The following is a 23,861-nucleotide window of genomic DNA, read 5'->3' as shown; positions in this document are numbered from 1 at the left end:
TTCATCGCTGCAAGCTTCACGCGCATCCCGGGCGGGAACCACGGGCTTTTCCAAGCCCGCCGCCAGGGATCGCGGCTCAAAAAAATAACAACAAAACTCGAGGTGCTGCATGTCCGAGTCTCGCCAGGCGTACATCCCCGATGCGCCGCCACGACAGCCCCTGCCCTTGCTGCAACTGATCCTCGTCGGTCTGCAGCATGTGCTGCTGATGTACGGAGGCGCTATCGCGGTGCCGCTGATCATCGGTCAGGCTGCCGGACTCTCCCGAGAAGAAATCGCTTTCCTGATCAATGCCGATCTGCTGGTCGCCGGTGTCGCCACCATGGTCCAGTCGTTCGGCATTGGTGCTGTCGGTATCCGCATGCCGGTGATGATGGGCGCCAGTTTCGCCGCCGTCGGCAGCATGGTGGCCATGGCCGGGATGCCCGGCGTCGGCCTGCAGGGCATCTTCGGTGCAACCATCGCCGCCGGCTTCTTCGGCATGCTGATCGCGCCGTTCATGTCCAAGGTGGTGCGCTTCTTCCCGCCGCTGGTGACCGGCACGGTCATCACCTCGATCGGCCTGTCGCTGTTCCCGGTAGCGGTCAACTGGGCTGGCGGCGGCGCCAGCGCCGAGACCTTCGGCTCGCCGATCTACCTGGCGGTCGCCGCCCTGGTATTGCTGACCATCCTCCTGGTCAACCGTTTCATGCGTGGTTTCTGGGTCAACGTGTCGGTGCTGATCGGCATGGGCCTGGGCTACATCCTCGCCGGCTCCATCGGCATGGTCGACCTGTCCGGACTGGACGAAGCGCCGTGGCTGCAAGTGGTCACCCCGCTGCACTTCGGCATGCCGACCTTCAGCCTCGCGCCGATCCTTTCCATGTGCCTGGTGGTGGTGATCATCTTCGTCGAATCCACCGGCATGTTCCTCGCCCTGGGCAAGGTGACCGATCGTGAAGTCACCCCCGGCATGCTGCGTCGCGGCCTTATGTGCGACGCCGGCGCCTCCTTCGTCGCCGGTTTCTTCAACACCTTCACCCACTCCTCGTTCGCCCAGAACATCGGCCTGGTGCAGATGACCGGGGTGCGCTGCCGCTACGTCACCGTGGTCGCCGGCGCCTTCCTGATCCTGCTCAGCCTGCTGCCCAAGGCAGCCTTCCTGATCGCCTCGATTCCGCCAGCGGTGCTGGGCGGCGCATCGATCGCCATGTTCGGCATGGTCACCGCCACCGGGATCAAGATCCTCCAGGAAGCCGACATCGCCGACCGCCGCAACCAGCTGCTGGTCGCGGTCAGCGTGGGCATGGGCCTGATTCCCGTGGTGCGCCCCGAGTTCTTCGCGCAGATGCCACAGTGGATGGAACCCATCACCCATAGCGGCATCGCCATGGCCACGGTCAGCGCCCTGGTGCTGAACCTGCTGTTCAACATCCTGGGCGGCGCCGAACGCGCCGCGCACAACCAGGCCAGCCACTCGCATTGAGCCTTGGGCGGCGCCCTTGCCGCCCGGTTCCACCCCGAGCAATACGCAGGACCGTCGACCCGTGGGAGCGGGTCGTCCGGGGCGCTTTGCGCCGAAAAAACCGCAACGAACAATAATAATCAGCCGGGAATCACAACATGAAACGCACCACCACTTCCCTTCTCCTGGGCAGCAGCTTGCTGGCGACACTTCCAGCGGTAGCGGGGGATCTGATCCAGTGGCACGGCGAAAGCCTGACCTACCTGTACGGCAAGGACTTCCAGGTCAATCCGTCGATCCAGCAGACGATTACCTTCGAACACGCCAACAAGTGGAAGTACGGCGACACCTTCCTGTTCATCGACAAGATCTTCTACAACGGCCAGGCCGACCGCAACAAAGGCACGACCACCTACTACGGCGAGTTCAGCCCGCGCCTGTCGTTCGGCAAGATCTTCGACACGAAGCTCGAGTTCGGCCCGATCAAGGACGTCCTGCTGGCCATGACCTACGAGTCCGGCGAAGGCGACAACGAGGCCTACCTGATCGGCCCCGGCTTCGAGCTGGCGATTCCCGGCTTCAACTATTTCAACCTGAACTTCTACCAGCGCAACACCGAGGGCAGCCGCCCGGGTGACCGCGTCTGGCAGATCACCCCGTCCTGGTCCTACACCATCCCCGTGGGCAAGTCCGACATCCTGATCGATGGCTACATCGACTGGGTGGTGGACAACGACCAGACCCGCCGGGGCACCTACCACGCCAACCTGCAGTTCAACCCGCAGGTCAAGTACGACCTGGGCAAGGCCCTGAACTGGGGAGCCAAGCAGCTCTACGTGGGTATCGAGTACAGCTACTGGAAGGACAAGTACGGCATCGAGAACAGCAGTCGTCTCGACAGCAACCAGAGCGTGACCAGTGCGTTGGTGAAGGTGCATTTCTAGAACCTGACCGAATGCACAGCTTTAGCACCACCTGCTCCAGGAAGGAGCACTTGAGGGTCAGCGCGCAAGCCAGTAATCTGCGCGCCCCCTCGATCGGGGCGGAAGGATTCCGCCCGCGTTTGCTGACCGCTCAGTCAATGATTCCGGGCGGTTGGCAGGCGTAAGGCCTGTACGAAAACCGTTTTTCATCTGTTCAGCAAGACGTCGAGCAGGAGTGCTGCATCCAGCCGGGAAGGTTGGCCCAGCTCTTGCCATGTTGCTGTGGCCAATCGAAAAAACCTGACTTTAAAGACAACAAACTTAACCCGACGACGCCATTACAAGAGCGTCGCAAACAGAACCAAGGGAGCAACGCGATGCGTTTTACCAAGAGCCTGATTCTCGCCAGCGGTCTGCTGGCTGCCAGCGGCGCCATGGCCGGCGACCTGCTGCAATGGCAGAACAACAGCCTGACCTATCTGTGGGGCAAGAATTTCGCCGTCAACCCGGAGATCCAGCAGACCGTCACCTTCGAGCACGCCGATGCCTGGAAGTACGGTGACAACTTCCTGTTCATCGACAAGATCTTCTACAACGGCCAGAAAGACGGGCTCAACGGCCCCAACACCTACTACGGCGAGTTCAGCCCGCGCCTGTCGTTCGGCAAGATCTTCGACCAGAAGCTGTCGTTCGGCCCGGTCAAGGACGTGCTGCTGGCGATGACCTACGAGTTCGGCGAAGGCGATACCGAGTCCTACCTGGTCGGCCCCGGCTTCGACCTGGACATTCCCGGCTTCGACTACTTCCAGCTGAACTTCTACAACCGCCACACCGAAGGCAGCCGCGACGGCGACAACGTCTGGCAGATCACCCCGGTGTGGGCCTACACCATTCCCGTCGGCAACTCCGACATCCTGATCGACGGCTTCATGGACTGGGTGGTGGACAACGACAAGAGCTACCACGCCAACCTGCACTTCAACCCGCAGGTCAAGTACGACCTGGGCAAGGCGCTGAACTTCGGCGAGAAGCAGTTGTACGTCGGTTTCGAATACGACTACTGGAGCGACAAGTACGGGATCCAGGACACCCGCTACTTCGACACCAACCAGAACACCGCGAGCTTCCTGGTCAAGGTGCACTTCTAAGCGTCTGTCCGCCGCCGGATCACCGGCGGCGACTTCCACCCCGGGCCTGACTCCCATCAGCCCGGTGGACGATCGCGGCGCCAGCGTCGATTCCCGCTGGCGCCGCGATCCCCCTCCCGGCAACACCTCCCCGACAATGCACAACACCACAAGCCAGCGGCATGCGGTGCGTACGCTCGCCCGTCGCCGCTCAACCGATGGACGAGCGCCGTCCGGGACGGATCGTCGTCCACTGCCCCTCGGCATTGATCGCCGGATCGTAGCCAGCGAAAAACAGGCTCGCCAGATCCCGCGTCTGCACCTTGTCCACCGCGGGAGCGGCTTTGCGGCCGTGGAACGCCTGCGTCGGCAAGCCTTCCTGATCGCGGCGGATCCGTCCTTCGCCCAGCACCGGGCGGATCATCGACGGACCGCTCATGTGCATGGTCAGGCGCCAGCGCGAGAACAGGCCATTGCCGGGCGTGCTGCGCTTGGTGTCCCAGCCCGCGTTCAGCCCGCCGAGGTTCTTCTCGGACTGCGGCGAGTACTCGTGCACCAGCCGGTCCAGCAGTTCGCGCCCGGTGCCCGAGCCCGGCAGCGCAGCCATCACGCCATTGCTGACCTGGGCGCCCCGGGTGTGCAGGAAGAAGTCACCATTGGCGGACGACAGGTCGATGGCCTCCCCCACGGCCACATCGAAATCCATGTACAGACCGCCATAGGTATAGGTGCTCACCAGGCGACCGATATCACTCGCGGCCGCCGGATTCCAGAACGCCCCGTTGCTTTCCCTGGCAAACAGACTCCTGACCTGGTGTGCCTGCGGGTACCAGTGGACGAGGTCGTCGAACATCTCGTCCGGCGGCCTGACCGTCAGCGCGCCGCCATGGGCGCGGGCCAGGTCACGCTCCGCCGGCTGCGGGCTGTCCTCCATGGCCAGCAGGGTCGCGGTGTAGTTGCTCTGCCTGGGCGTCCAGATGTTCACCTGCCAGTCGGGGTTCTGCTCCTTGAACATGAGGGCGTTGTACAGGTTGGCCGGCGGAATCGCCGAGCCTGTCCAGAAGAAGTGGGCCTGGGTCGGTAGGTCCGGGAGGGGCACCGCCGGTATCGCGTAGCCGCCGGCGGCATCGCGCAGGCTCACCGGGTTGTTCAGCACCATCCGGTAGCGGTTCAGTCCGTCCGCCTCGCCCAGCGGGTCGCTGCTGGTCCAGCGCGCCAGCCACGGCGCGTAATAGCGCAGGCCGAAGCAGTACAGGCCGCTGGCATCGCGCTCCTTGCCGCAGTAACGGTGGGTCTTGCGCTCGCCCTGCACGGCACTGCGCGCCGCCCAGACGGCTGTGCCGCCGAACGGGTAGAAGGCTTCGCGGCTGAGCAAGGCGCCCTCGCCGTCCAGCTCCAGGGCGATCGAACCCAACTGGTCGCCAAGGCTGTAGCGCCATTGTTGCTCCGAGATCCGCAGATGCTCATCGACCTGCAGCACAGGGTGGACTTCTCCGCCAACCCGGTGATGCAACTCCAGCCCCGGCAGATAACGCACCTCGGCCAGCAGGCTGCGGGAACGCGCCTGGGCCACCCTCACCTTGCGCACCCGATTGCCATCGGCCGCGTACACGTAGTGTTCCCGATCGTCGGCACCGGACTCGCGCACGACCTGGCGGACTTCAGCCAGCTGGTTGCGCGGATTCCAGCGCAGCGCGGCGACCCCCTCCAGTTGCAGCAGATTGCCGCAGCCATCGTAGGCGGCGGCGATCTCGGCCTCATCCGGCAGGCTGCCGTCCGCACGCGCCGGCAGTGCGCGATTGCTACTCCTCGCCACCGCCATGTGCAAGCCGGCGGCATGCTCGTGGGCGCGATGCAGCAGGTTGCCGGCGGCGTCGTAGGCAAAGCGTTGCAGGTAGTTGACCAGTCGCGTCGGGTCCAGCGGCAAGTCATGCAGTGGCGGCAAACCGGGGCCATGGGAGGGCTGATCGACTTCCACGCCACGCGCCTCGACCAGCTGGTAGAGCGAGTCGTAGGCCATGACCTGCAACGCGGCGACGCGCTGGTTGCGGTAGAAGGTGATCGGCTGCGACAGGTCCTCGATGCTCAGCACATTGCCCATCGGGTCGTACCCATAGTGCAGGTCCTGCAGCGCCGCCTGCCCCGGCAGCCGAGCGACCTGACGCTGCAGGCGGCCGTCGCGGGGGCAGAAGCTGCGCTCGGTGAGCACGCCATTGCCCGCCGTCTCGCTGATCACCCGGCCCATGGCATCGTAGCGAAGCGCGTCGCGTACGGTGCGCGGCTGCTCGCAGTCGAGCGTTTGCAGGGTCGAGCGGCGCAGGGCACCGGTCTGGTCGAGGATCAGTTGGTGGCGATTGCCGAGGGCATCGATGCGCAGCAGCGGATCGCCCAACGGGTTGCAGCGGGTCTCGCTGATGTAGCCCGCGCCGGGTTCGAGCAGGGCATCGCGCGCCGCGACATCGGCGGGCCAGTCCGGTGTTTGCGGCTGCTGCAGGAAGCGCCGGCACTGCAGCCGCAGCTGACCGCCCAGCGCATAGTCGTCGCAGCGCAGCATCCCGGCCGGATCGTCATGGCGCAGCAAGCGCCCGCACTGATTATGCAGGGCAAGGTCGGCACCGCCGTACGCCAGGCGCTCGACCACCCGTGATGGCTCGCCGCCGGCCTGTTCATGCAGGGCCGTTGCCCGCAGCAGCCCGTCGTACTCGGTGTGAAAGGACGAACCGCGGCTGTCCCAGGCCCGGCTGGCCGGCCCCGCCTCGGTGAACAGCGCCAGCCGCCAGCCGGCATCGCTGCTGTCGGCCAGCACGACCCGTCCGGAGAGGGAATACAGCGAGGTGCGATTGGCCGCGCCAGCGTTGTCCCAGGCCCGCGGATCGCGAGCGGCGACATCACGGCCCTGGACATCGAATGCGTAGGCGCTGATCCGCGCCACTGCCGGCGCCTGCGCCAGCGCGCGGCAGTAAGCGACGACGCGCACCTGTGCCCCGCGCGCGTCGTTCACCGACAGGGTGGGCGTGTGCTGATGGAGCTGACGACTCGACGACATGCCTGGCATCCCCCGGTCCTCGGTGGACGCCAGTATGGCCTGATGCGGCCTGGGTGGAACCTGACAAAAATATCAGTCAGCCACGCAGCGCCTTCCACAGTTTGCCGGCGCCGGCGACCACGGCCAGCACCACGGCACCGGCGACCACTCCGAGCACGCCGTTGGCCAGCGCCGAAGTCAGCGCCCCGCCGTTGTCCGCGCTGAACGCTTCCACGGCATGATGCAGCGGCGCGATGCCGTGCACGAGAATGCCGCCACCGACCAGGAACATCGCCGCGGTGCCGACCACCGACAGGGTCTTCATCAGGTACGGCGCGGCGCGCAGGATGCCCTGGCCGATGGCCTTGCCGACGCCTTTGGAGGTCTGGGTCAGCCACAGGCCGAGGTCGTCCAGCTTGACGATGCCCGCCACCAGGCCATAGACGCCAATGGTCATGACCAGGGCGATGCCGGACAGCACGATGATCTGCTGGGTCAGCGGCGCGTCGGCGACGGTGCCGAGGGTGATGGCGATGATTTCCGCGGAGAGGATGAAGTCGGTGCGGATCGCGCCCTTGATCTTGTCCTTCTCGTAGCTCACCAGGTCGACCGCCGGATCGGCCGCCGCGGCCGTCAGTGCGGCATGCTCGGCCTCGGTTTCCTCGGCACTGTGCAGGTACTTGTGCGCCAGCTTCTCGAAGCCTTCGAAGCACAGGTAGGCACCGCCGAGCATCAGCAGCGGCGTCACCGCCCAGGGAATGAAGGCGCTGATCAGCAAGGCCGCCGGCACGAGGATCAGCTTGTTGACGAACGAGCCCTTGGCCACCGCCCAGACCACGGGGATTTCCCGCTCGGCGCGGACACCGGAAACCTGCTGCGCGTTGAGCGCCAGGTCGTCTCCCAGAACACCGGCAGTCTTCTTGGCCGCCACCTTGGTCATCACGGAAACGTCATCGAGGAGCGTGGCGATGTCGTCGATCAGTACAAGTAGGCTGCTTCCTGCCATGTTCGGTGAATCTCGTGTAAGAAATAATTTCAGAAGGATAGCCGTTCGCGTCGCGCAGAACACCTGCTATCGCTGCCGTCGATGTGGCGCAGGCCTTGCCTTGAGCGGCGCGCGAGGCCGGTGCTACCATGCGCCACCGCCTGCCCGGGCCTGCCGCGCAGCGGGCCGAGACCAAGGAACAGCGCCAACCATGAGCAGCATTCGCGAGCGCAACAAAGAACTGATTTTGCGCGCGGCCAGTGAAGAATTCGCCGACAAGGGCTTCGCCGCCACCAAGACCAGCGACATCGCGGCCAAGGCCGGCCTGCCCAAGCCCAACGTCTACTACTACTTCAAGTCCAAGGAAAACCTCTACCGCGAGGTGCTCGAAAGCATCATCGAGCCGATCATGCAGGCGTCGACGCCATTCAATGCCGAGGGTGATCCGGAAGAGGTATTGAGCGCCTATATCCGCTCCAAGGTGCGCATCTCCCGCGATCTGCCGTTCGCCTCCAAGGTGTTCGCCAGCGAGATCATGCATGGTGCGCCGCACCTGAGCCCGCGCCAGGTCGAGCAGTTGAACGTCCAGGCCCGGCACAACATCGACTGTATCCAGCGCTGGATCGACAAGGGCCAGATCGCGCCGCTGGACCCGCATCACCTGATGTTCAACATCTGGGCGGCGACCCAGACCTACGCCGATTTCGACTGGCAGATCTCGGTGGTGACCGGCAAGGCCAAGATGGATGACAGCGACTACGAGGCGGCGGCGCAGACGATCATTCGCCTGGTGCTCAAGGGGTGTGCGCCGGACAACTGATTTTCGACTTCAGGGCCTCATCGCCGGCAACGTCCCACACAAGGACCGCGCGCACCGCCGAACCCTGTGGGAGCGGGCATTGCCCGCGATGAGGCCAGTACTTACAACACAGGATTCAGATCAGGCCGCCACCCCCGCATCCGCCCGCAGCCCCGCCTCCTCGATCGCACTGATCGCGCACTGCTCGTCGATATCCGACGTATCCCCGCTGATCCCGATCGCCCCCAGCACCACGCCCGCTTCATTGCGAATCAGCACGCCACCCGGCGCCGGCACCACCGGGCTCTGACCCAGGCCATTGAGCGCGGCGAAGAACGCCGGGCGCTGTTGCGCATCCAGCGCCAGCAGGCGCGAGCCCTTGCCCAGGGCGATCGCGCCCCACGCCTTGCCCATCGCCACCTGCGGCCGCAGCAGGCTGGCGCCATCCTCGCGTTGCAGGGTCAGCAGGTGACCACCGGCGTCCAGCACCACCACGGTCAGCGGCGCGGCGGAGATCTTGCGACCCGCGGCCAGCGCGCCATTCACCAGGCCGACGGCGACTTTCAAGCTCAATGCGTTCATGAAACGGTCCTCTTGTTGTTGGAAGCCCAGGGGGCAAGTGAAAAATTGATAGACCAAATAGAACACAATGGCGAATTTTTTTGTATACAATAATTCGACCTTGATCGCCTGATCCCGCGCAAACCCCATTTTTACGGCATTTCGCCCAGAGGCGATGAAAGGGATTGACCAGAGTCGTATCCCGTGAATACACTCTGGCGAAAAGCAGTTTGTATACAATTACAACATCAATGAGGCACAAAGCCATGAGCAAAATGAGAGCAATCGATGCAGCCGTTCTGGTGATGCGCCGCGAAGGTGTGGAAACCGCGTTTGGCATCCCTGGTGCAGCGATCAACCCGCTGTACTCGGCCCTGAAGAAAGTCGGCGGTATCGATCACGTCCTCGCTCGCCACGTTGAAGGCGCCTCGCACATGGCCGAGGGTTACACCCGCACCAAGGCCGGCAACATCGGCGTGTGCATCGGCACCTCGGGCCCTGCCGGCACCGACATGGTCACCGGTCTGTACAGTGCCTCCGCCGACTCCATCCCGATTCTCTGCATCACCGGCCAGGCCCCGCGTGCCCGCCTGCACAAGGAAGACTTCCAGGCCGTCGACATCACCAGCATCGTCAAGCCGGTGACCAAGTGGGCGACCACCGTCCTGGAACCGGGCCAGGTGCCCTACGCCTTCCAGAAAGCCTTCTACGAAATGCGCACCGGCCGTCCGGGCCCCGTGCTGATCGACCTGCCGTTCGACGTGCAGATGGCCGAGATCGAATTCGACATCGATGCCTACGAGCCGCTGCCTGTCACCAAGCCGGCCGCGACCCGCAAGCAAGCGGAAAAAGCCCTGGCCATGCTCAATGACGCCGAGCGTCCGCTGCTGGTCGCCGGTGGCGGCATCATCAACGCCGATGCCAGCGACAAGCTGGTCGAATTCGCCGAACTGACCGGCGTGCCCGTCGTACCGACCCTGATGGGCTGGGGCACCATCCCTGACGACCACGAACTGATGGTCGGCATGGTCGGCCTGCAGACCTCGCACCGCTACGGCAACGCCACCCTGCTCAAATCCGACCTGGTGTTCGGTATCGGCAACCGCTGGGCCAACCGCCACACCGGCTCGGTCGACGTCTACACCGAAGGCCGCACGTTCGTTCACGTCGACATCGAACCGACCCAGATCGGCCGCGTGTTCACCCCGGACCTGGGCATCGTCTCCGACGCCGGCGCCGCGCTGGACGTGTTCCTCGAAGTGGCCCGCGAGTGGAAAGCCGCCGGCAAGCTCAAGTGCCGCGGCGAATGGCTGAAAGACTGCCAGGCGCGCAAATCGAGCCTGCAGCGCAAGACCAACTTCGACAACGTCCCGGTCAAGCCGCAGCGCGTGTACCAGGAAATGAACGAAGTGTTCGGCAAGGACACCTGCTACGTCAGCACCATCGGTCTGTCGCAGATCGCCGGCGCGCAGTTCCTCCACGTCTACAAGCCACGTCACTGGATCAACTGCGGCCAGGCCGGTCCGCTGGGCTGGACCATTCCGGCAGCCCTCGGCGTGGTCAAGGCCGACCCGACCCGCAAGGTCGTGGCCCTGTCCGGCGACTATGACTTCCAGTTCATGATCGAAGAGCTGGCGGTGGGTGCGCAGTTCAACCTGCCGTATGTCCACGTCCTGGTGAACAACGCCTACCTCGGCCTGATCCGCCAGGCGCAGCGTGGTTTCGAGATGGATTACTGTGTACAACTGGCGTTCGAGAACATCAACGCGCCGGACGTCAACGGTTACGGTGTCGATCACGTCGCCGTGGTCGAAGGCCTGGGTTGCAAGGCCCTGCGCGTGTTCACCCCGGACGAGATCGCCCCTGCCCTGCTCAAGGCCCAGAAGATGGCCGAAGAGTTCCGCGTGCCGGTGGTGGTCGAGGTGATTCTCGAGCGCGTCACCAACATTTCCATGGGTACCGAAATCAACGCGGTCAACGAATTCGAAGACCTGGCCCTGGTCGGCAACGACGCGCCGACCGCGATTTCGCTGCTCGACTGATCGTCTGTGCGGCCCCGCCCTTCGGGTGCGGGGCCCCGACCTAGCAAGGAGACCACCATGCCACGCTTTGCCGCCAACCTGTCCATGCTGTTCACCGAACAGGACTTCACGGCCCGCTTCAAGGCTGCCGCCGACGCTGGCTTCAGCGGTGTCGAATACCTGTTCCCGTACGACTACCCGGCGACCGAGATCAAGCAACTGCTCGACGCCCACGGCCTGACCCAGGTGCTGTTCAACCTGCCGGCCGGCGACTGGGCCAAGGGTGACCGCGGCATCGCCTGCGACCCGGCGCGGGTCGAGGAATTCCGCACCGGCGTCGACCTGGCCATCGCCTACGCCAAGGTGCTGGGCAACACCCAGGTCAACTGCCTAGCCGGCATTCGTCCACAGGGTCCGGACTGCGCCAGCGTGCGCAAGACCTTCGTCGACAACCTGAAGTTCGCCGCCGACAAACTGAAGGGCGCGGGCATCAAGCTGGTCATGGAAATGATCAACACCCGCGACATCCCGGGCTTCTACCTGAACACCACCAAGCAGGCCCTGGAGATCCAGGCCGAGGTGGGCAGCGACAACCTGTTCCTGCAGTACGACATCTACCACATGCAGATCATGGAAGGTGACCTGGCGCGGACCGTGGAAGCCAACCTGGCGCAGATCAACCACATCCAGCTGGCCGACAACCCGGGCCGTCACGAACCGGGCACCGGCGAGATCAACTACCGCTTCCTGTTCGAGCACCTGGACCGCATCGGCTACCAGGGCTGGGTGGGCGCGGAGTACAAGCCCAAGACCACCACCGAGGAAGGTCTGGGCTGGTTGAAGACCCATAACGCTATCTAAAGGCGCTGCACGCTCTGCTCGCCGTAGGAGCGTGGCTTGCCCGCGAAGGACCGCAAGGCGGTCCCCGATAGCGGTGAGGTCGGGGACCGCTAACGCGGTCCTTCGCAGGCAAGCCAGCTCCTACAGGTCCCCAGCAGCCAGCGACACACAAATAAAAGAGGCAATTTCTCATGGCTAAAATCGGTTTCATCGGCACCGGCATCATGGGCCGCCCAATGGCGCAGAACCTGCAGAAAGCAGGTCACAGCCTGTTCCTGACCACCCACCACGACGCCGCTCCGGCCGACCTGGTCGCCGCCGGCGCCGTGGCCCTGGCCAACCCGAAGGAAGTGGCCCAGGAAGCCGAGTTCATCATCGTCATGGTCCCGGACACCCCGCAGGTCGAGAGCGTCCTGTTCGGTGAGAACGGTGTCGCCGAAGGCGTCGGCCCGAACAAGGTGGTGATCGACATGAGCTCGATCTCGCCGACCGCCACCAAGGCCTTCGCCGAGAAGATCAAGGCCACCGGTGCCGCCTACCTCGACGCCCCGGTGTCCGGCGGCGAAGTCGGTGCCAAGGCGGCGACCCTGAGCATCATGGTCGGTGGCTGCCCGAAAGCCTTCGAGCGCACCCTGCCGCTGTTCCAGGCCATGGGCAAGAACATCACCCGCGTCGGTGGCAACGGTGACGGCCAGACCGCCAAGGTCGCCAACCAGATCATCGTCGCCCTGAACATCCAGGCCGTCGCCGAAGCCCTGCTGTTCGCCGCCAAGAACGGCGCCGATCCGGCCAAGGTCCGCGAAGCCCTGATGGGCGGCTTCGCCTCGTCGAAGATCCTCGAAGTGCACGGCGAGCGCATGATCAAGGGCACCTTCGATCCAGGCTTCCGCATCAGCCTGCACCAGAAGGACCTGAACCTGGCCCTGCAAGGCGCCAAGGAGCTGAACATCAACCTGCCCAACACCTCCAACGCGCAACAGGTGTTCAGCACCTGCGCCGCGATCGGTGGTGCGAACTGGGACCACTCGGCGCTGATCAAGGGCCTGGAACACATGGCCAACTTCTCGATCCGCGACGACAAGTAAGCAACGCCTGCCAGCCCGCGGAACGAAGAGACCGCGCATCGATCTCTTCCGCCCTTGAGGCTGGCAGTTGCAACCGCGCAACACCGCCCCTGGTTCAGCCTGCACGGAGGCCGTCCCAGGGGCGTTTTTGGTTTTGAAGAACAATAAGATTTGGAGGCCTGAGATGTCGGTCGATCCGCAACAATTTCTCCGCGACCTGTTCGCCACGGCCATCGATGCCGCGCACCCGCGTCAGGTCCTCGAAGCCCACCTGCCCGCCGACCGCAGCGGCCGGGTGATCGTCATCGGCGCTGGCAAGGCCGCCGCGGCCATGGCCGAAGTGGTCGAGCGCGCCTGGCAGGGCGAAGTCCGCGGCCTGGTGGTGACCCGCTACGGCCACGGCGCCAGCTGCTCGAAGATCGAGGTGGTGGAAGCCGCCCACCCGGTCCCTGACGCCGCCGGCCTGGCCGTGGCCAAGCGCGTGCTGGACATGGTCAGCGACCTGAGCGCCGACGACCGGGTGATCTTCCTGCTCTCCGGCGGTGGCTCGGCCCTGCTGGCCCTGCCCGCCGAAGGCCTGACCCTGGCCGACAAGCAGCAGATCAACAAGGCCCTGCTCAAGTCCGGCGCCACCATCGGCGAGATGAACTGCGTGCGCAAGCACCTCTCGGCGATCAAGGGCGGCCGCCTGGCCAAGGCCTGCTGGCCGGCTACCGTGTACACCTACGCGATTTCCGATGTACCGGGCGACCTCGCCACGGTGATCGCCTCCGGCCCGACCGTGGCCGACCCGAGCACCTCCGCCGAAGCCCTGGCGATCCTCAAGCGCTACGACATCGAGGCGCCGCAGGCGGTGATCGACTGGCTGCATAACCCTGACTCGGAGACCGTCAAGGCCGATGACCCGGCCCTGGCCCGCAGCCACTTCCAGCTGATCGCGCGGCCCCAGCAGTCGCTCGAAGCCGCCGCGGTGAAGGCCCGGCAAGCCGGCTTCAGCCCGCTGATCCTCGGCGACCTGGAAGGCGAATCGCGGGAAGTGGCCAAGGTCCATGCCGGCATCGCCCGCCAGGTGGTGCTGCACGGCCAGCCGCTGGCGGCGCCCTGCGTGATCCTCTCCGGCGGCGAGACCACCGTCACCGTGCGCGGCAACGGCCGTGGCGGGCGCAATGCCGAGTTCCTCCTCAGCCTCACCGAGAGCCTCAAGGGCCTGCCCGGGGTCTACGCCCTGGCCGGTGACACCGACGGTATCGACGGCTCGGAAGACAACGCCGGCGCCCTCATGACCCCGGACAGCTACGCCCGCGCCCAGGCCCTGGGCCTGTCGGCGGCCGACGAGCTGGACAACAACAACGGCTATGGCTACTTCGCCGCGCTCGACTCGCTGATCGTCACCGAACCGACCCGGACCAACGTCAACGATTTCCGCGCCATCCTCATTCTTGAGACTGCCCAACATGACGCCTGACAAAAAAGTCAAAATCCTCGCCACCCTCGGCCCCGCGATCAAAGGCATCGACGACGTTCGCGCCCTCGTCGAGGCCGGGGTCAATATCTTCCGCCTCAACTTCAGCCACGGCGAACATGAAGACCACGCCATGCGCTACCAGTGGATCCGCGAGGTCGAAGCCCAGCTGAACTACCCGCTGGGCATCCTCATGGACCTGCAAGGCCCGAAACTGCGGGTCGGCCGCCTGGCCGACGGCAAGGTCATGCTCAAGCGCGGCCAGGCCCTGCGCCTGGACCTCGACCCGACCCCGGGCGATGCCGCGCGGGTCAACCTGCCCCACCCGGAAATCATCGCCGCGCTGGAGCCGGGCATGGACCTGCTGGTGGATGACGGTCGCCTGCGCCTGCAAGTGACCGCCAAGCACGCCGACGCCATCGACACCACCGTGCTCAACGGCGGCGAGCTGTCCGACCGCAAGGGCGTCAACGTACCGCAGGCGGTGCTGGATCTCAGCCCGCTGACCGCCAAGGACCGCCGCGACCTGACCTTCGGCCTGGAGCTGGGTGTGGACTGGGTGGCGCTGTCGTTCGTCCAGCGTCCCGAGGACATCGCCGAGGCACGCCAGCTGATCGGCGACCGCGCCTTCCTCATGGCCAAGATCGAGAAGCCTTCGGCGGTCACCCAACTGCGCGAGATCGCCGAGCTGAGCGACGCGATCATGGTCGCCCGCGGTGACCTCGGCGTGGAAGTGCCGGCCGAGGCCGTGCCGCAGATCCAGAAGGACATCATCGCCACCTGCCGTCAGCTCGGCCGCCCGGTGGTGGTCGCCACGCAGATGCTCGAATCGATGCGCTTCTCCCCGGCACCGACCCGCGCCGAGGTGACCGACGTCGCCAACGCCGTGGCCGAAGGCGCCGACGCGGTGATGCTGTCGGCGGAAACCGCCTCCGGCGACTACCCGCTGGAAGCCGTGCAGATGATGAGCAAGATCATCCGCCAGGTCGAAGCCGGTCCGGACTACCAGACCCAGCTCGATGTCGGCCGGCCGAAGGCCGAGGCCACCGTCTCCGACGCGATCAGCTGCGCCATCCGCCGCATCAGCGGGATCCTCCCGGTGGCGGTGCTGGTCAACTACAGCGAGTCCGGCAACTCGACCCTGCGCACCTCCCGCGAGCGGCCACGGGCGCCGATCCTCAACCTGACCCCGAACCTGGTCACCGCGCGGCGCCTGAGCGTGGTCTGGGGTGTGCACTCGGTGGTCAACGACCGCCTGCGCCAGGTCGACGAAGTCTGCTCCACCGCGCTGGAAATCGCCCAGGCCCAGGGCATGGCCAACCGCGGCGACACGCTGCTGATTACCGCCGGTGTGCCTTTTGGCCAGCCGGGATCGACTAATTCGCTGCGTATCGAAACCCTGCTTTGACCCTTTCGCGGGGCAGGCCGGCGGTCATCGCTTCATCCGCGTGAAGCCGTGGCCGCCAGCGTGCTCCGCGATCCAGAACATAAAAAAGCTGTGCTCTCAACCGTGGGAAAAGATTCGCCCAAAGAGGCGACCCACTTCACTCAGACCTACTGCCATGTACACCAAGAATTTCGTAAACCCGTGCCCCGACTGGGCGACCGCCCTGCTCAACGGTTTCAGTCAGGTGCTGCTGCAGCGCAATCCGCTGTGCGGCCTGTGTTGCCTGCTGGCCATCCTTCTCACCGCGCCGCAGCTGATCGGCGGCGCACTGCTGGGCGCCCTCGCCGGGCTGCTCACGGCGCAGCGGCGCGGCTACAACCGCAGCGACCGCCAGGCGGGGCTGTACAGCTACAACGGCGTGCTGATCGGCGTGCTGTTCAGCTACCTGCTGCCCTGGTCGCCGCTGTTGCTGCCGCTGATCATCGCCGCCGCCGGGCTGAGCAGCATGCTCGTGCACCAGTGGCTCAAGCGCGGCGGGTCGGTGTTGCTGCCGGCCTATACCCTGCCCTTCGTCCTGCTGGGCTGGGCCTTGTTGCTGGTGGCCGAGCCGGCGGCGACGGCCAACACGCCGGTGCCGGCCAGTGCGCTGGATGCGCTGGCGCGGGGGCTGGGGCAGATCTTCCTGCTCGACCAGCCGCTGGCGGGGATGCTGATTGCCCTGGGGTTGTTGCTGTCGGATCGCTATGCGGCGGCCTGGGCCTTCGTTGGCGCGGCCATCGGCGGCAGTGTCGCGCTGCTCGGTGGCGAGGCCACGGCGGCCTACATGGGGCTGTATGGCTTCAATGCCGCGCTGGCGGCGCTGGCCTTCAGCGGCACGCGCGCGCAGCCGTGGAAACCGTTGCTGGCGATCGTGCTGGCGATCGCGGTGCAGCCGTTGTTCAACCTGCTGCCGATTCCGGGGCTGACGGCGCCGTTCATCGTGGCGTGCTGGTTGGTTCGGCTGACAAGACTGGCGCCGGCCCCGTAGGAGCTGGCTTGCCTGCGAAAGGACCGTGAAGCGGTCCCAGACCTCACAGCTATTTGGGACCGCTGCGCAGTCCTTTCGCAGGCAAGCCAGCTCCTACGGGCCCACCTCGCGGGCAAGCCCGCTCCTACTTGTGCAACTGCCAGATGTGCCCCTAGGCTTTGCACCACCACCCGCCTGGAACTCCCCACCCCATGGAAAACCCCCAGAGCCTGCGCGAACGGCTCTACGTCATCGTCTTTCAAACCGACACCGTCGCCGGCCGGCGCTTCGACACCCTCCTGCTGCTGATCATCCTCGCCAGCCTGGTCACCGTGATCCTCGACAGCATCGACGAGGTCCACCGCGACTACGCCGGCCTCCTGGCCGGCATCGAATGGGGCTTCACCACGGTGTTCCTGATCGAGTACCTGCTGCGCCTGTACTGCTCGCCCAAGCCGCTGCGCTACGCCTTCAGCTTCTACGGCCTGGTCGATCTGCTGGCGATCGTCCCGGGGATCATCGCCCTGTACTACAGCGACGCCCAGTACCTGCTGATCATCCGCGTCATCCGCATGCTGCGGATCTTCCGCGTGCTCAAGCTCAGCCCCTACCTGAAACAGGCCCACTACCTGCTCGACGCCCTGCGCGGCAGCAAGCAGAAGATCATCGTGTTCCTGGTCAGCGTGTCGACCCTGGTCACCGTGTTCGGCACCCTGATGTACGTGGTCGAAGGCCCGCAGCACGGCTTCACCAGCATTCCCAAGGGCATCTACTGGGCCATCGTCACCCTGACCACCGTCGGCTTCGGCGATATCGTGCCGAAGACCCCGCTGGGCCAGGTGATTTCCTCGCTGGTGATGATCACCGGCTACTCGATCATCGCCGTGCCCACCGGGATCTTCACCGCCGAACTGGCCAACGCCATGCGCGGCGAACAACTGCGCCACGAGTGCCCGGTCTGCCGCAAAGGCCATCACGAACATGGCGCCGCCTTCTGCTCGCGCTGCGGCAATGCGCTGTTCAAGAAGCTGGAATAAGCAAAGCACCTTTTAATCTTTTTGTGCCTAAGCGGCGATTGGCTATAGTCGCTGGCACAATGCCTCTTACCAATGCCAACAAGGACTATGCAGTGAAAAAACTCTTCAGTGCTTCGCTTCTCGCCGCGAGCCTGGCCGTGGGCAGCTTCGCCCAGGCCGCCCCGGCTCCGCTGCTGAACGTCTCCTACGACGTGATGCGCGACTTCTACAAGGACTACAACGCCGCCTTCCAGAAACACTGGGAAGCCGAGCACAAAGAGAAGATCACTGTGCAGATGTCCTTCGGCGGTTCGAGCAAGCAGGCGCGCTCGGTGATCGACGGCCTGCCGGCCGATGTCATCACCATGAACATGGCCACCGACATCAACGCCCTGGCCGACAACGGCAAGCTGGTCCCGGACAACTGGGTGACGCGCCTGCCGAACAACAGCGCGCCGTTCACCTCGGCCACCGTGTTCATTGTGCGCAAGGGCAACCCGAAGACCCTGAAGGACTGGCCGGACCTGCTCAAGGAGGGCGTGCAGGTCATCGTGCCTAACCCGAAGACCTCGGGTAACGGGCGCTACACCTACCTCTCCGCCTGGGGCTATGTGCTCAAGACCGGCGGCGATGAAAGCAAGGCCCGCGACTTCGTCGGCAAGCTGTTCAAGCAGGCCCCGGTGCTCGATACCGGCGGTCGCGCCGCCACCACCACCTTCATGACCAACCAGATCGGCGACGTGCTGGTGACCTTCGAGAACGAGGCCGAGATGATCGCCCGCGAGTTCGGTCGCGACCAGTTCGAGGTGATCTACCCGAGCGTCTCCGCCGAGGCCGAGCCGCCGGTGAGCGTGGTCGACAAGGTGGTCGACAAGAAAGGCAGCCGCGCCACCGCCGAGGCCTACCTGAAGTACCTGTGGTCGCCGGAGGCCCAGGAAATCGCCGCGGCCAACTACCTGCGCCCGCGGGATCCGGCGGTACTGGCCAAGTACACCGACCGCTTCCCGAAAGTCGACTTCCTCTCGGTGGAGAAGACCTTCGGTGACTGGCGCACCGTGCAGAAGACCCACTTCAACGATGGCGGGATCTTCGACCAGATCTATACCGGCAAGTAATCTGTAATCGGGGCTGCTTTGCAGCCCTTCGCGGGCAAGCCTCGCTCCTACGGTGATACGCGCATCACCGTAGGAGCGTGGCTTGCCCGCGAAGGACCGCAACGCGGTCCCCTTTTCCAGCCCCCCCGCAGAAAAACCCGACCGATCATTGTCTACCCTTTCCGTCACCCCACGGCTGAAAGGAGTACCCCGTGATCCGCCCCCTCCCCGTCCTCCTCCTCGCGACCCTGCTGGGTACTTCCGCGTTCGCCGCCGGACCGCTGTCCACCCTCACCGGGGAAGAGCCGGCCAAGGCGCCGGAACCGGTGGTCCAGGGCGGTCTGCTCGGTGCCCTGGCCAACGGCCTGGACGATGTCTCCGAAGAACTCGACATCGACAACCGCCTGGTCGACGCCTGGCGCCTGCGCGCCGACCGCGCGGCCAGCGAAGCAGGACAGCTGGTCACCCGCCACAGCGCGCAGGACATGCTGCAGATGGCCTGCGACTTCCTGCTCCTCACCGCCACCTGGGCCGCGACCTTCGCCGTGCTCTGCTACCTCGGCCGCCTCGCCACCCGACGCTCGCAGCGCTCGCGCCTGCTGCGCGAGCGACCACGACCGCGCAAGCTGCTCGGCTACCTGCTGCCCTTCACCCTGCCGGCCCTGATCAGCCTGCCCGCGGCCCTGTTCATCAGCCGCCAGCTCGACCCTTCGGTGGGCCGCGCCCTGGGCATGAGCCTGGCCTATGCCACCAGCAGCGGGATCTTCTCCACCTCGATCATCCTCTGCCTGATCACCCTCTTCGACAGCGGACACAAGCGCGCCGCGGTACGCATTCTCCGAGAGGCGGCACCGCGTCCGCTGTTCCTGGTGGGTTTTCTCGCCGCCTGGAGCGACGCCCTGACCAGCCCGCAGATCGCCCGCCAGCTGGGTGGCAACCTGACCAGCAGCACCGCGGTGATCACCGGCCTGCTGGCGACCCTGAGCTTCGCCGTGCTGGTCCTGCGCTCGCGGCGCCCGGTGGCGCACCTGATCCGCAACCGCGACCTCAAGGATCGCCTGCAGCACCGCGCGGTGCAGGAAACCCTGCGGATCTTCTCGGCGCTGTGGTACCTGCCGATCCTGATGATGATCCTGGTCTCGGCGATCAACCTGATCGGCGCTGGCGAGGAAAGCCAGCGCGCCCTGCAGAAAGCCCTGCTGACCACCGTACTGCTGATCGGCACGGTGTTTCTCAGCATCACCCTGCAGCACCTGTTCAAAGCCGGGGTCGCCCATGAACAGCGCCTGCGTCCCTACAAGGAGCTGCTCTACAGCCTGGCCCACGCCGTGCTGCGCATCGTCATGGCGGTGGCCTTCATCGAACTGCTGGGGCGCATCTGGGGCTTCTCGGTGCTCGACTTCGCCCTGCGCAACGCCCTCGGTCGGGCGATCAGCGATTCGCTGAGCAGCATCGGCCTGATCCTGCTGGTCACCTGGCTGCTCTGGGTGGTGATCGACACCGCCATCCAGGAAGCCCTGAAACCCACGCCGGGCCGACGCAATTCGCGCCAGCCGAGCACCCGTGTGCGGACCATCCTGCCGATGCTGCGCAACGCAATCAAAGTGGTGCTGGTGGTGATCTGCACCATCACCACCATGGCCAACCTGGGCATCAACGTCGCGCCGTTCCTCGCCGGTGCCGGAGTGGTCGGCCTGGCCATCGGCTTCGGCTCGCAGCAACTGGTGCAGGACGTGATCACCGGGCTGTTCATCCTGATCGAAGACACCATCGCCATCGGCGACTGGGTGGTCCTCGACTCCGGGCATGCCGGCACCGTCGAGAGCCTGACCATCCGCACCCTGCGCCTGCGCGACGGCAAGGGCTTCGTGCATTCGGTGCCGTTCGGCCAGATCAAGGCGGTCACCAACCAGTCGCGGCAGTTCGCCTATGCGTTCTTTTCGGTGCAGTTCAGCTATGACTCGGACGTGGACGTGGCGCTCAAGCTGATTCGCGAAGCGGGGCAGTCGATCAGCGAGGACCCGATCCTGCGCCACAACCTGCAGGGGCCGCTGCAGGTGTTCGGAGTGGACAGCATGAACCTCAACGGCATGACCCTGACCGCGCAGTTCAGGACCACCTCGGGCGGGCAGTATGCGGTGAACCGGGCGTTCAACGAGCGCTTGAAAAAGCTGGTGGACCGGACGGATGGGGTGAGTTTTGCCCAGTACAATCCGGTGCCGCAGCGAGTAGGCGATACCAGCGCCTGACGCCGATCCCCTGTAGGAGCTGGCTTGTCGTGTGACGAACCACTGCGAAGGACCGCGCTAGCGGTCCCGGACCTCACTGGTATCGGGGACCGCTAGCACGGTCCTTCGCGGGCAAGCCTCGCTCCTACAGGGGATCGCACAGCCCCGGAATCAACGGAAGACCAAGGCCTTCAACCCCCCACCCACCTCGATCTCGGGAAACTCCGGCGGATTCTCCAGCCGCTCGACGAACCTCAACCCCGGCGCCTGCTCCGCCATCCCCTGGATCAGGAACTCCGGCCCGATCCCCGGATCGTTGACGCAGGCCAGCACCGTGCCGCCCTCGCTCAACAACTCCGGCAGGCGACGGAGGATCTTCGCGTAGTCCTGGGTCAGGGCGAAACTGCCCTTCTGGAAGGTCGGCGGGTCGATGATGATCAGGTCGTAGGGCGCCGACTTGCGCACCTTGCCCCAGGACTTGAACAGCTCATGGCCAAGAAAGCCGACCCGGCCCAGGTCGTGCCCGTTGAGCCGGTGATTGTCACGCCCGCGGGACAGCGCGGCCTTCGACATATCCAGGTTGACCACCTGCTCCGCCCCACCAGCGATCGCCGCCACGGAGAACCCGCAGGTGTAGGCGAACAGATTGAGTACCCGCTTGCCCGCCGCCTGCTCGCGGACCCAGCGCCGGCCAAGGCGCATGTCGAGGAACAGGCCGCTGTTCTGCTTCAGGCCCAGGTCCAGCTGATAGCGCAGGCCGTCCTCGTCGATCACCCTGGACTCGCAGGGCTCGCCCAACAGCCAGTGCCCGGGACTGTCCGGCAGGTAGCGGTGCTGGATCAATACCGCCACGCCTTCCGGCGCCAGCCCGCGCAGCATGGCTTCCAGCTCGGCCAGTTGTCCTTCGGGCGGCTCGCGGAACAGCGCCACCAGCAACACACCCTGCAGCCAGTCCACGGTGATCTGCTCCAGCCCCGGCCAGCAGCGCCCGCGACCGTGGAACAGGCGGCGGGTTTCGCTGGGCGGCGCGCTCAGGGCAGCACGCAGGTGATCATGCAAGGTGTCGATGGCAGCGGTCATGGCGGGGTTTCGGCGAGCTAAAACGGCGCATTCTACGCTTTTGCGTCGCTCGCGCGGACAGCGGATTTGAACCACCAGCCCCGTTGCATGCCGGCAGCCGCCAGCAAGATGGCCACCACACCCAGCCATTGCAGCGCCTCCAGGCGGTGACCGAACGCGACCCAGTCCACCGCGATCGCCGCGATCGGGTAGATGAACGACAGCGCGCCGGTCAGGGCCGTCGGCAGTTTCTGGATCGCGCCGTACAGCAGCACATACATCAGGCCGGTGTGGACGATACCCAGGGTGACCAGGCTGCCCAGTTCGGCCTGGGTGGTCGGCAAGCCGCCAAGGTTGGCGAACGGCGCCAGCAACAGCACGCCGGTGCACACCTGGATCAGCGCGATCAGGTGCGGCGGCGTGCCGCTCAGACGCTTGATGATCAGCGCCGCCACCGCATACAGAAACGCCGCGCCAAGGGCCAGGGCGATACCCAGCAGGTAAGCATCGCCACTTTCACCCTGGCTGCCATGGGCGTTGACGATAGCCAGCATCCCGGCGAAGGACACTGCCAGCCAGAACAGCTTGGGCACGGTGATCTTCTCGCCGAGGAACAGCGCCGCCAGGCCCACCAGCATGAACGGCTGGACGTTGTACACCGCCGTGCCGATGGCGATGGACGCCCGCGAGTACGAGGCGAACAGCAGCACCCAGTTGCCGACGATGGCCACGCCGCTGAGCACCGCCAGCAGGAAAGTGGTACGGGTCAGCAAGCCCGGGCGCAGGAAACCCATGGCCGCGCAGATCAGCAACAGCGTGGCGGCGCCGAACAGGCAGCGCCAGAACACCACATCCAGCACCGGTTGCCCGGACACCAGCACGAACCAGCCAATGGTCCCGGAGATCAGCATGGCGCCGATCATTTCCAGCGAACCGCGACGCAGCGAATTGTCCATCACGCACCTCCCAGTAGATGTGACAGAGTATGACGATGGTGCTCCGGGCCGTTCCAGTGGATAAACAAGGCCGGAGTCAGACCTGACCTTTGTTATCAAGGTCATTTCCTCAATTCGCCTGACGAGGCCGTTAACCATGACCGATGCCATCGACCAACTGCTGCTCAATGCCCTGATGGAGGATTCGCGGCGCTCGCTGAAAGCCCTGGCCAGCCTCACCGGGCTGTCCGCGCCCAGCGTCAGCGAACGCCTGCGCCGCCTGGAGGAGCGCGGGGTGCTCAAGGGTTACACCGTGGAGGTGGATGCGCGCAGCTTCGGCTACCAGTTGCAGGCCATCGTGCGGATTCGCCCGCTGCCGGGGCAGTTGCACGAAGTGGAGCGGCAGATCATCGCCATTCCCGAGTTCACCGAATGCGACAAGGTGACCGGCGACGACTGCTTCATCGCGCGCCTGCATGTGCGCTCGATGGAACAGCTGGATACCTTGCTGGACAAGCTCAATAGCCATGCCGAGACGAGCACCGCGATCGTCAAGAAGACCCCGGTGAAGCGGCGGTTGCCGCCGATGGATTGATGTTGTGCCTGGTGGCCGCTTTGCGGCCTTTCGCGGTGGTTCGTCACACGACAAGCCACGCTCTTACAGGTACACACCAGCCCATTGTAGGAGCGCGGCTTGCCCGCGAAGGACCGCAAAGCGGTCCCCGAAACTGCAAATCAGAAAACTGTACACACTAATGTAACTTTAAGTGCCATTTTTGTGTGCAATTTTTCCGACTCACGCCCCATAACGTTACATCCCCCGCCTCAACTAATTTGACCAATCGATCAGCATTTAACGCCTTCAAAAAATAAATCCTGTTTACT

At 65.1% G+C, this 23,861-nt stretch carries 19 protein-coding genes; 14 read left to right on the top strand and 5 right to left on the bottom strand.

Annotation, left to right across the window (positions count from 1 at the left end):
* The first annotated feature begins 109 nt into the window (after window positions 1-109).
* The 3 genes from RTI28_RS01525 (at window position 110) to RTI28_RS01515 (ending at window position 3,515) form a co-directional block, all read left to right on the top strand.
* On the top strand, window positions 110-1,465 hold the full coding sequence (locus tag RTI28_RS01525) for a nucleobase:cation symporter-2 family protein (protein WP_316918810.1): 1,356 nt from the start codon (window positions 110-112) through the stop codon (window positions 1,463-1,465).
* Between the two features lie 137 nt (window positions 1,466-1,602).
* Window positions 1,603-2,388: an outer membrane protein OmpK gene (locus RTI28_RS01520; RefSeq protein WP_316918809.1), complete on the top strand. Its 786-nt coding sequence runs from the start codon at window positions 1,603-1,605 to the stop codon at window positions 2,386-2,388.
* Window positions 2,389-2,744: 356 nt separating this feature from the next.
* A complete protein-coding gene (locus RTI28_RS01515) occupies window positions 2,745-3,515 on the top strand; it encodes an outer membrane protein OmpK (protein ID WP_316918808.1) in 771 nt (256 codons plus the stop codon).
* Window positions 3,516-3,705: 190 nt separating this feature from the next.
* On the opposite strand, the gene RTI28_RS01510 is transcribed toward RTI28_RS01515, so the two are convergent.
* Complete coding sequence (locus RTI28_RS01510) at window positions 3,706-6,540, bottom strand: RHS repeat-associated core domain-containing protein (protein WP_316918807.1); 2,835 nt, start codon at window positions 6,538-6,540, stop codon at window positions 3,706-3,708.
* Window positions 6,541-6,616: 76 nt separating this feature from the next.
* Window positions 6,617-7,525 carry a DUF808 domain-containing protein gene (locus RTI28_RS01505; protein WP_316918806.1) on the bottom strand — a complete coding sequence of 303 codons (909 nt, stop codon included), beginning with the start codon at window positions 7,523-7,525 and terminating at the stop codon, window positions 6,617-6,619.
* 190 nt (window positions 7,526-7,715) lie between these two features.
* Between RTI28_RS01505 and RTI28_RS01500 the strand changes: the two genes are divergently transcribed.
* A complete protein-coding gene (locus RTI28_RS01500) occupies window positions 7,716-8,324 on the top strand; it encodes a TetR/AcrR family transcriptional regulator (protein ID WP_316918805.1) in 609 nt (202 codons plus the stop codon).
* Window positions 8,325-8,444: 120 nt separating this feature from the next.
* Here the strand turns inward: RTI28_RS01500 and RTI28_RS01495 are convergent, their stop codons facing one another.
* Window positions 8,445-8,885 carry a GlcG/HbpS family heme-binding protein gene (locus tag RTI28_RS01495; protein ID WP_316918804.1) on the bottom strand — a complete coding sequence of 147 codons (441 nt, stop codon included), beginning with the start codon at window positions 8,883-8,885 and terminating at the stop codon, window positions 8,445-8,447.
* A gap of 245 nt (window positions 8,886-9,130) precedes the next feature.
* On the opposite strand from RTI28_RS01495, the gene gcl reads away from it, so the two are divergent.
* The 9 genes from gcl to RTI28_RS01450 all read left to right on the top strand — a co-directional run bounded on the left by gcl (window position 9,131) and on the right by RTI28_RS01450 (window position 21,003).
* The gene (gene gcl, locus RTI28_RS01490; RefSeq protein WP_316918803.1) at window positions 9,131-10,906 is read left to right on the top strand and encodes a glyoxylate carboligase; all 1,776 of its coding nucleotides are present in this window, start codon (window positions 9,131-9,133) and stop codon (window positions 10,904-10,906) included.
* 57 nt (window positions 10,907-10,963) lie between these two features.
* Window positions 10,964-11,746, top strand: coding sequence for a hydroxypyruvate isomerase (hyi, locus tag RTI28_RS01485; protein ID WP_316918802.1), 783 nt, complete (start codon window positions 10,964-10,966; stop codon window positions 11,744-11,746).
* A 170-nt stretch (window positions 11,747-11,916) separates the two neighbouring features.
* Entirely contained in the window at window positions 11,917-12,810 is an 894-nt protein-coding gene (locus RTI28_RS01480) for a 2-hydroxy-3-oxopropionate reductase (protein ID WP_316918801.1), read from the top strand.
* Between the two features lie 163 nt (window positions 12,811-12,973).
* Complete coding sequence (locus RTI28_RS01475; protein ID WP_316918800.1) at window positions 12,974-14,254, top strand: glycerate kinase; 1,281 nt, start codon at window positions 12,974-12,976, stop codon at window positions 14,252-14,254.
* Window positions 14,244-15,659: a pyruvate kinase gene (gene pyk, locus RTI28_RS01470; protein ID WP_316918799.1), complete on the top strand. Its 1,416-nt coding sequence runs from the start codon at window positions 14,244-14,246 to the stop codon at window positions 15,657-15,659. The genes RTI28_RS01475 and pyk overlap by 11 nt, the downstream gene beginning before the upstream one ends.
* Window positions 15,660-15,813: 154 nt before the next feature.
* Complete coding sequence (locus RTI28_RS01465) at window positions 15,814-16,665, top strand: urea transporter (protein ID WP_316918798.1); 852 nt, start codon at window positions 15,814-15,816, stop codon at window positions 16,663-16,665.
* Between the two features lie 191 nt (window positions 16,666-16,856).
* A complete protein-coding gene (locus RTI28_RS01460; RefSeq protein ID WP_316918797.1) occupies window positions 16,857-17,681 on the top strand; it encodes an ion transporter in 825 nt (274 codons plus the stop codon).
* 92 nt (window positions 17,682-17,773) lie between these two features.
* Window positions 17,774-18,775 carry a sulfate ABC transporter substrate-binding protein gene (locus tag RTI28_RS01455; protein ID WP_316918796.1) on the top strand — a complete coding sequence of 334 codons (1,002 nt, stop codon included), beginning with the start codon at window positions 17,774-17,776 and terminating at the stop codon, window positions 18,773-18,775.
* Between the two features lie 191 nt (window positions 18,776-18,966).
* A complete protein-coding gene (locus RTI28_RS01450; protein WP_316918795.1) occupies window positions 18,967-21,003 on the top strand; it encodes a mechanosensitive ion channel family protein in 2,037 nt (678 codons plus the stop codon).
* Window positions 21,004-21,153: 150 nt separating this feature from the next.
* Here RTI28_RS01450 and RTI28_RS01445 read toward each other — a convergent pair whose 3' ends face one another.
* The gene (locus RTI28_RS01445) at window positions 21,154-22,062 is read right to left on the bottom strand and encodes a class I SAM-dependent methyltransferase (protein WP_316918794.1); all 909 of its coding nucleotides are present in this window, start codon (window positions 22,060-22,062) and stop codon (window positions 21,154-21,156) included.
* Between the two features lie 32 nt (window positions 22,063-22,094).
* Window positions 22,095-22,997, bottom strand: a complete 903-nt coding sequence (locus tag RTI28_RS01440; RefSeq protein ID WP_316918793.1) for a DMT family transporter — start codon at window positions 22,995-22,997, stop codon at window positions 22,095-22,097.
* A gap of 136 nt (window positions 22,998-23,133) precedes the next feature.
* Between RTI28_RS01440 and RTI28_RS01435 the strand changes: the two genes are divergently transcribed.
* Complete coding sequence (locus RTI28_RS01435) at window positions 23,134-23,571, top strand: Lrp/AsnC family transcriptional regulator (protein ID WP_316918792.1); 438 nt, start codon at window positions 23,134-23,136, stop codon at window positions 23,569-23,571.
* Window positions 23,572-23,861: the final 290 nt, after the last annotated feature.

The organism is Pseudomonas sp. zfem002 (genome assembly GCF_032621685.1).
Lineage (GTDB): Bacteria > Pseudomonadota > Gammaproteobacteria > Pseudomonadales > Pseudomonadaceae > Aquipseudomonas > Aquipseudomonas japonica.
The sequence above is the reverse complement of the archived record's forward strand: the minus strand, read 5'-3'. Positions and strand labels throughout refer to the sequence as shown.

Coding starts and splice junctions, on each gene's coding strand:
- RTI28_RS01525 (WP_316918810.1), top strand. CDS start 110: ATGTCCGAGTCTCGCCAGGCGTACATCCCCGATGCGCCGCCACGACAG.
- RTI28_RS01520 (WP_316918809.1), top strand. CDS start 1,603: ATGAAACGCACCACCACTTCCCTTCTCCTGGGCAGCAGCTTGCTGGCG.
- RTI28_RS01515 (WP_316918808.1), top strand. CDS start 2,745: ATGCGTTTTACCAAGAGCCTGATTCTCGCCAGCGGTCTGCTGGCTGCC.
- RTI28_RS01510 (WP_316918807.1), bottom strand. CDS start 6,540: ATGTCGTCGAGTCGTCAGCTCCATCAGCACACGCCCACCCTGTCGGTG.
- RTI28_RS01505 (WP_316918806.1), bottom strand. CDS start 7,525: ATGGCAGGAAGCAGCCTACTTGTACTGATCGACGACATCGCCACGCTC.
- RTI28_RS01500 (WP_316918805.1), top strand. CDS start 7,716: ATGAGCAGCATTCGCGAGCGCAACAAAGAACTGATTTTGCGCGCGGCC.
- RTI28_RS01495 (WP_316918804.1), bottom strand. CDS start 8,885: ATGAACGCATTGAGCTTGAAAGTCGCCGTCGGCCTGGTGAATGGCGCG.
- gcl (WP_316918803.1), top strand. CDS start 9,131: ATGAGCAAAATGAGAGCAATCGATGCAGCCGTTCTGGTGATGCGCCGC.
- hyi (WP_316918802.1), top strand. CDS start 10,964: ATGCCACGCTTTGCCGCCAACCTGTCCATGCTGTTCACCGAACAGGAC.
- RTI28_RS01480 (WP_316918801.1), top strand. CDS start 11,917: ATGGCTAAAATCGGTTTCATCGGCACCGGCATCATGGGCCGCCCAATG.
- RTI28_RS01475 (WP_316918800.1), top strand. CDS start 12,974: ATGTCGGTCGATCCGCAACAATTTCTCCGCGACCTGTTCGCCACGGCC.
- pyk (WP_316918799.1), top strand. CDS start 14,244: ATGACGCCTGACAAAAAAGTCAAAATCCTCGCCACCCTCGGCCCCGCG.
- RTI28_RS01465 (WP_316918798.1), top strand. CDS start 15,814: ATGTACACCAAGAATTTCGTAAACCCGTGCCCCGACTGGGCGACCGCC.
- RTI28_RS01460 (WP_316918797.1), top strand. CDS start 16,857: ATGGAAAACCCCCAGAGCCTGCGCGAACGGCTCTACGTCATCGTCTTT.
- RTI28_RS01445 (WP_316918794.1), bottom strand. CDS start 22,062: ATGACCGCTGCCATCGACACCTTGCATGATCACCTGCGTGCTGCCCTG.
- RTI28_RS01440 (WP_316918793.1), bottom strand. CDS start 22,997: ATGGACAATTCGCTGCGTCGCGGTTCGCTGGAAATGATCGGCGCCATG.
- RTI28_RS01435 (WP_316918792.1), top strand. CDS start 23,134: ATGACCGATGCCATCGACCAACTGCTGCTCAATGCCCTGATGGAGGAT.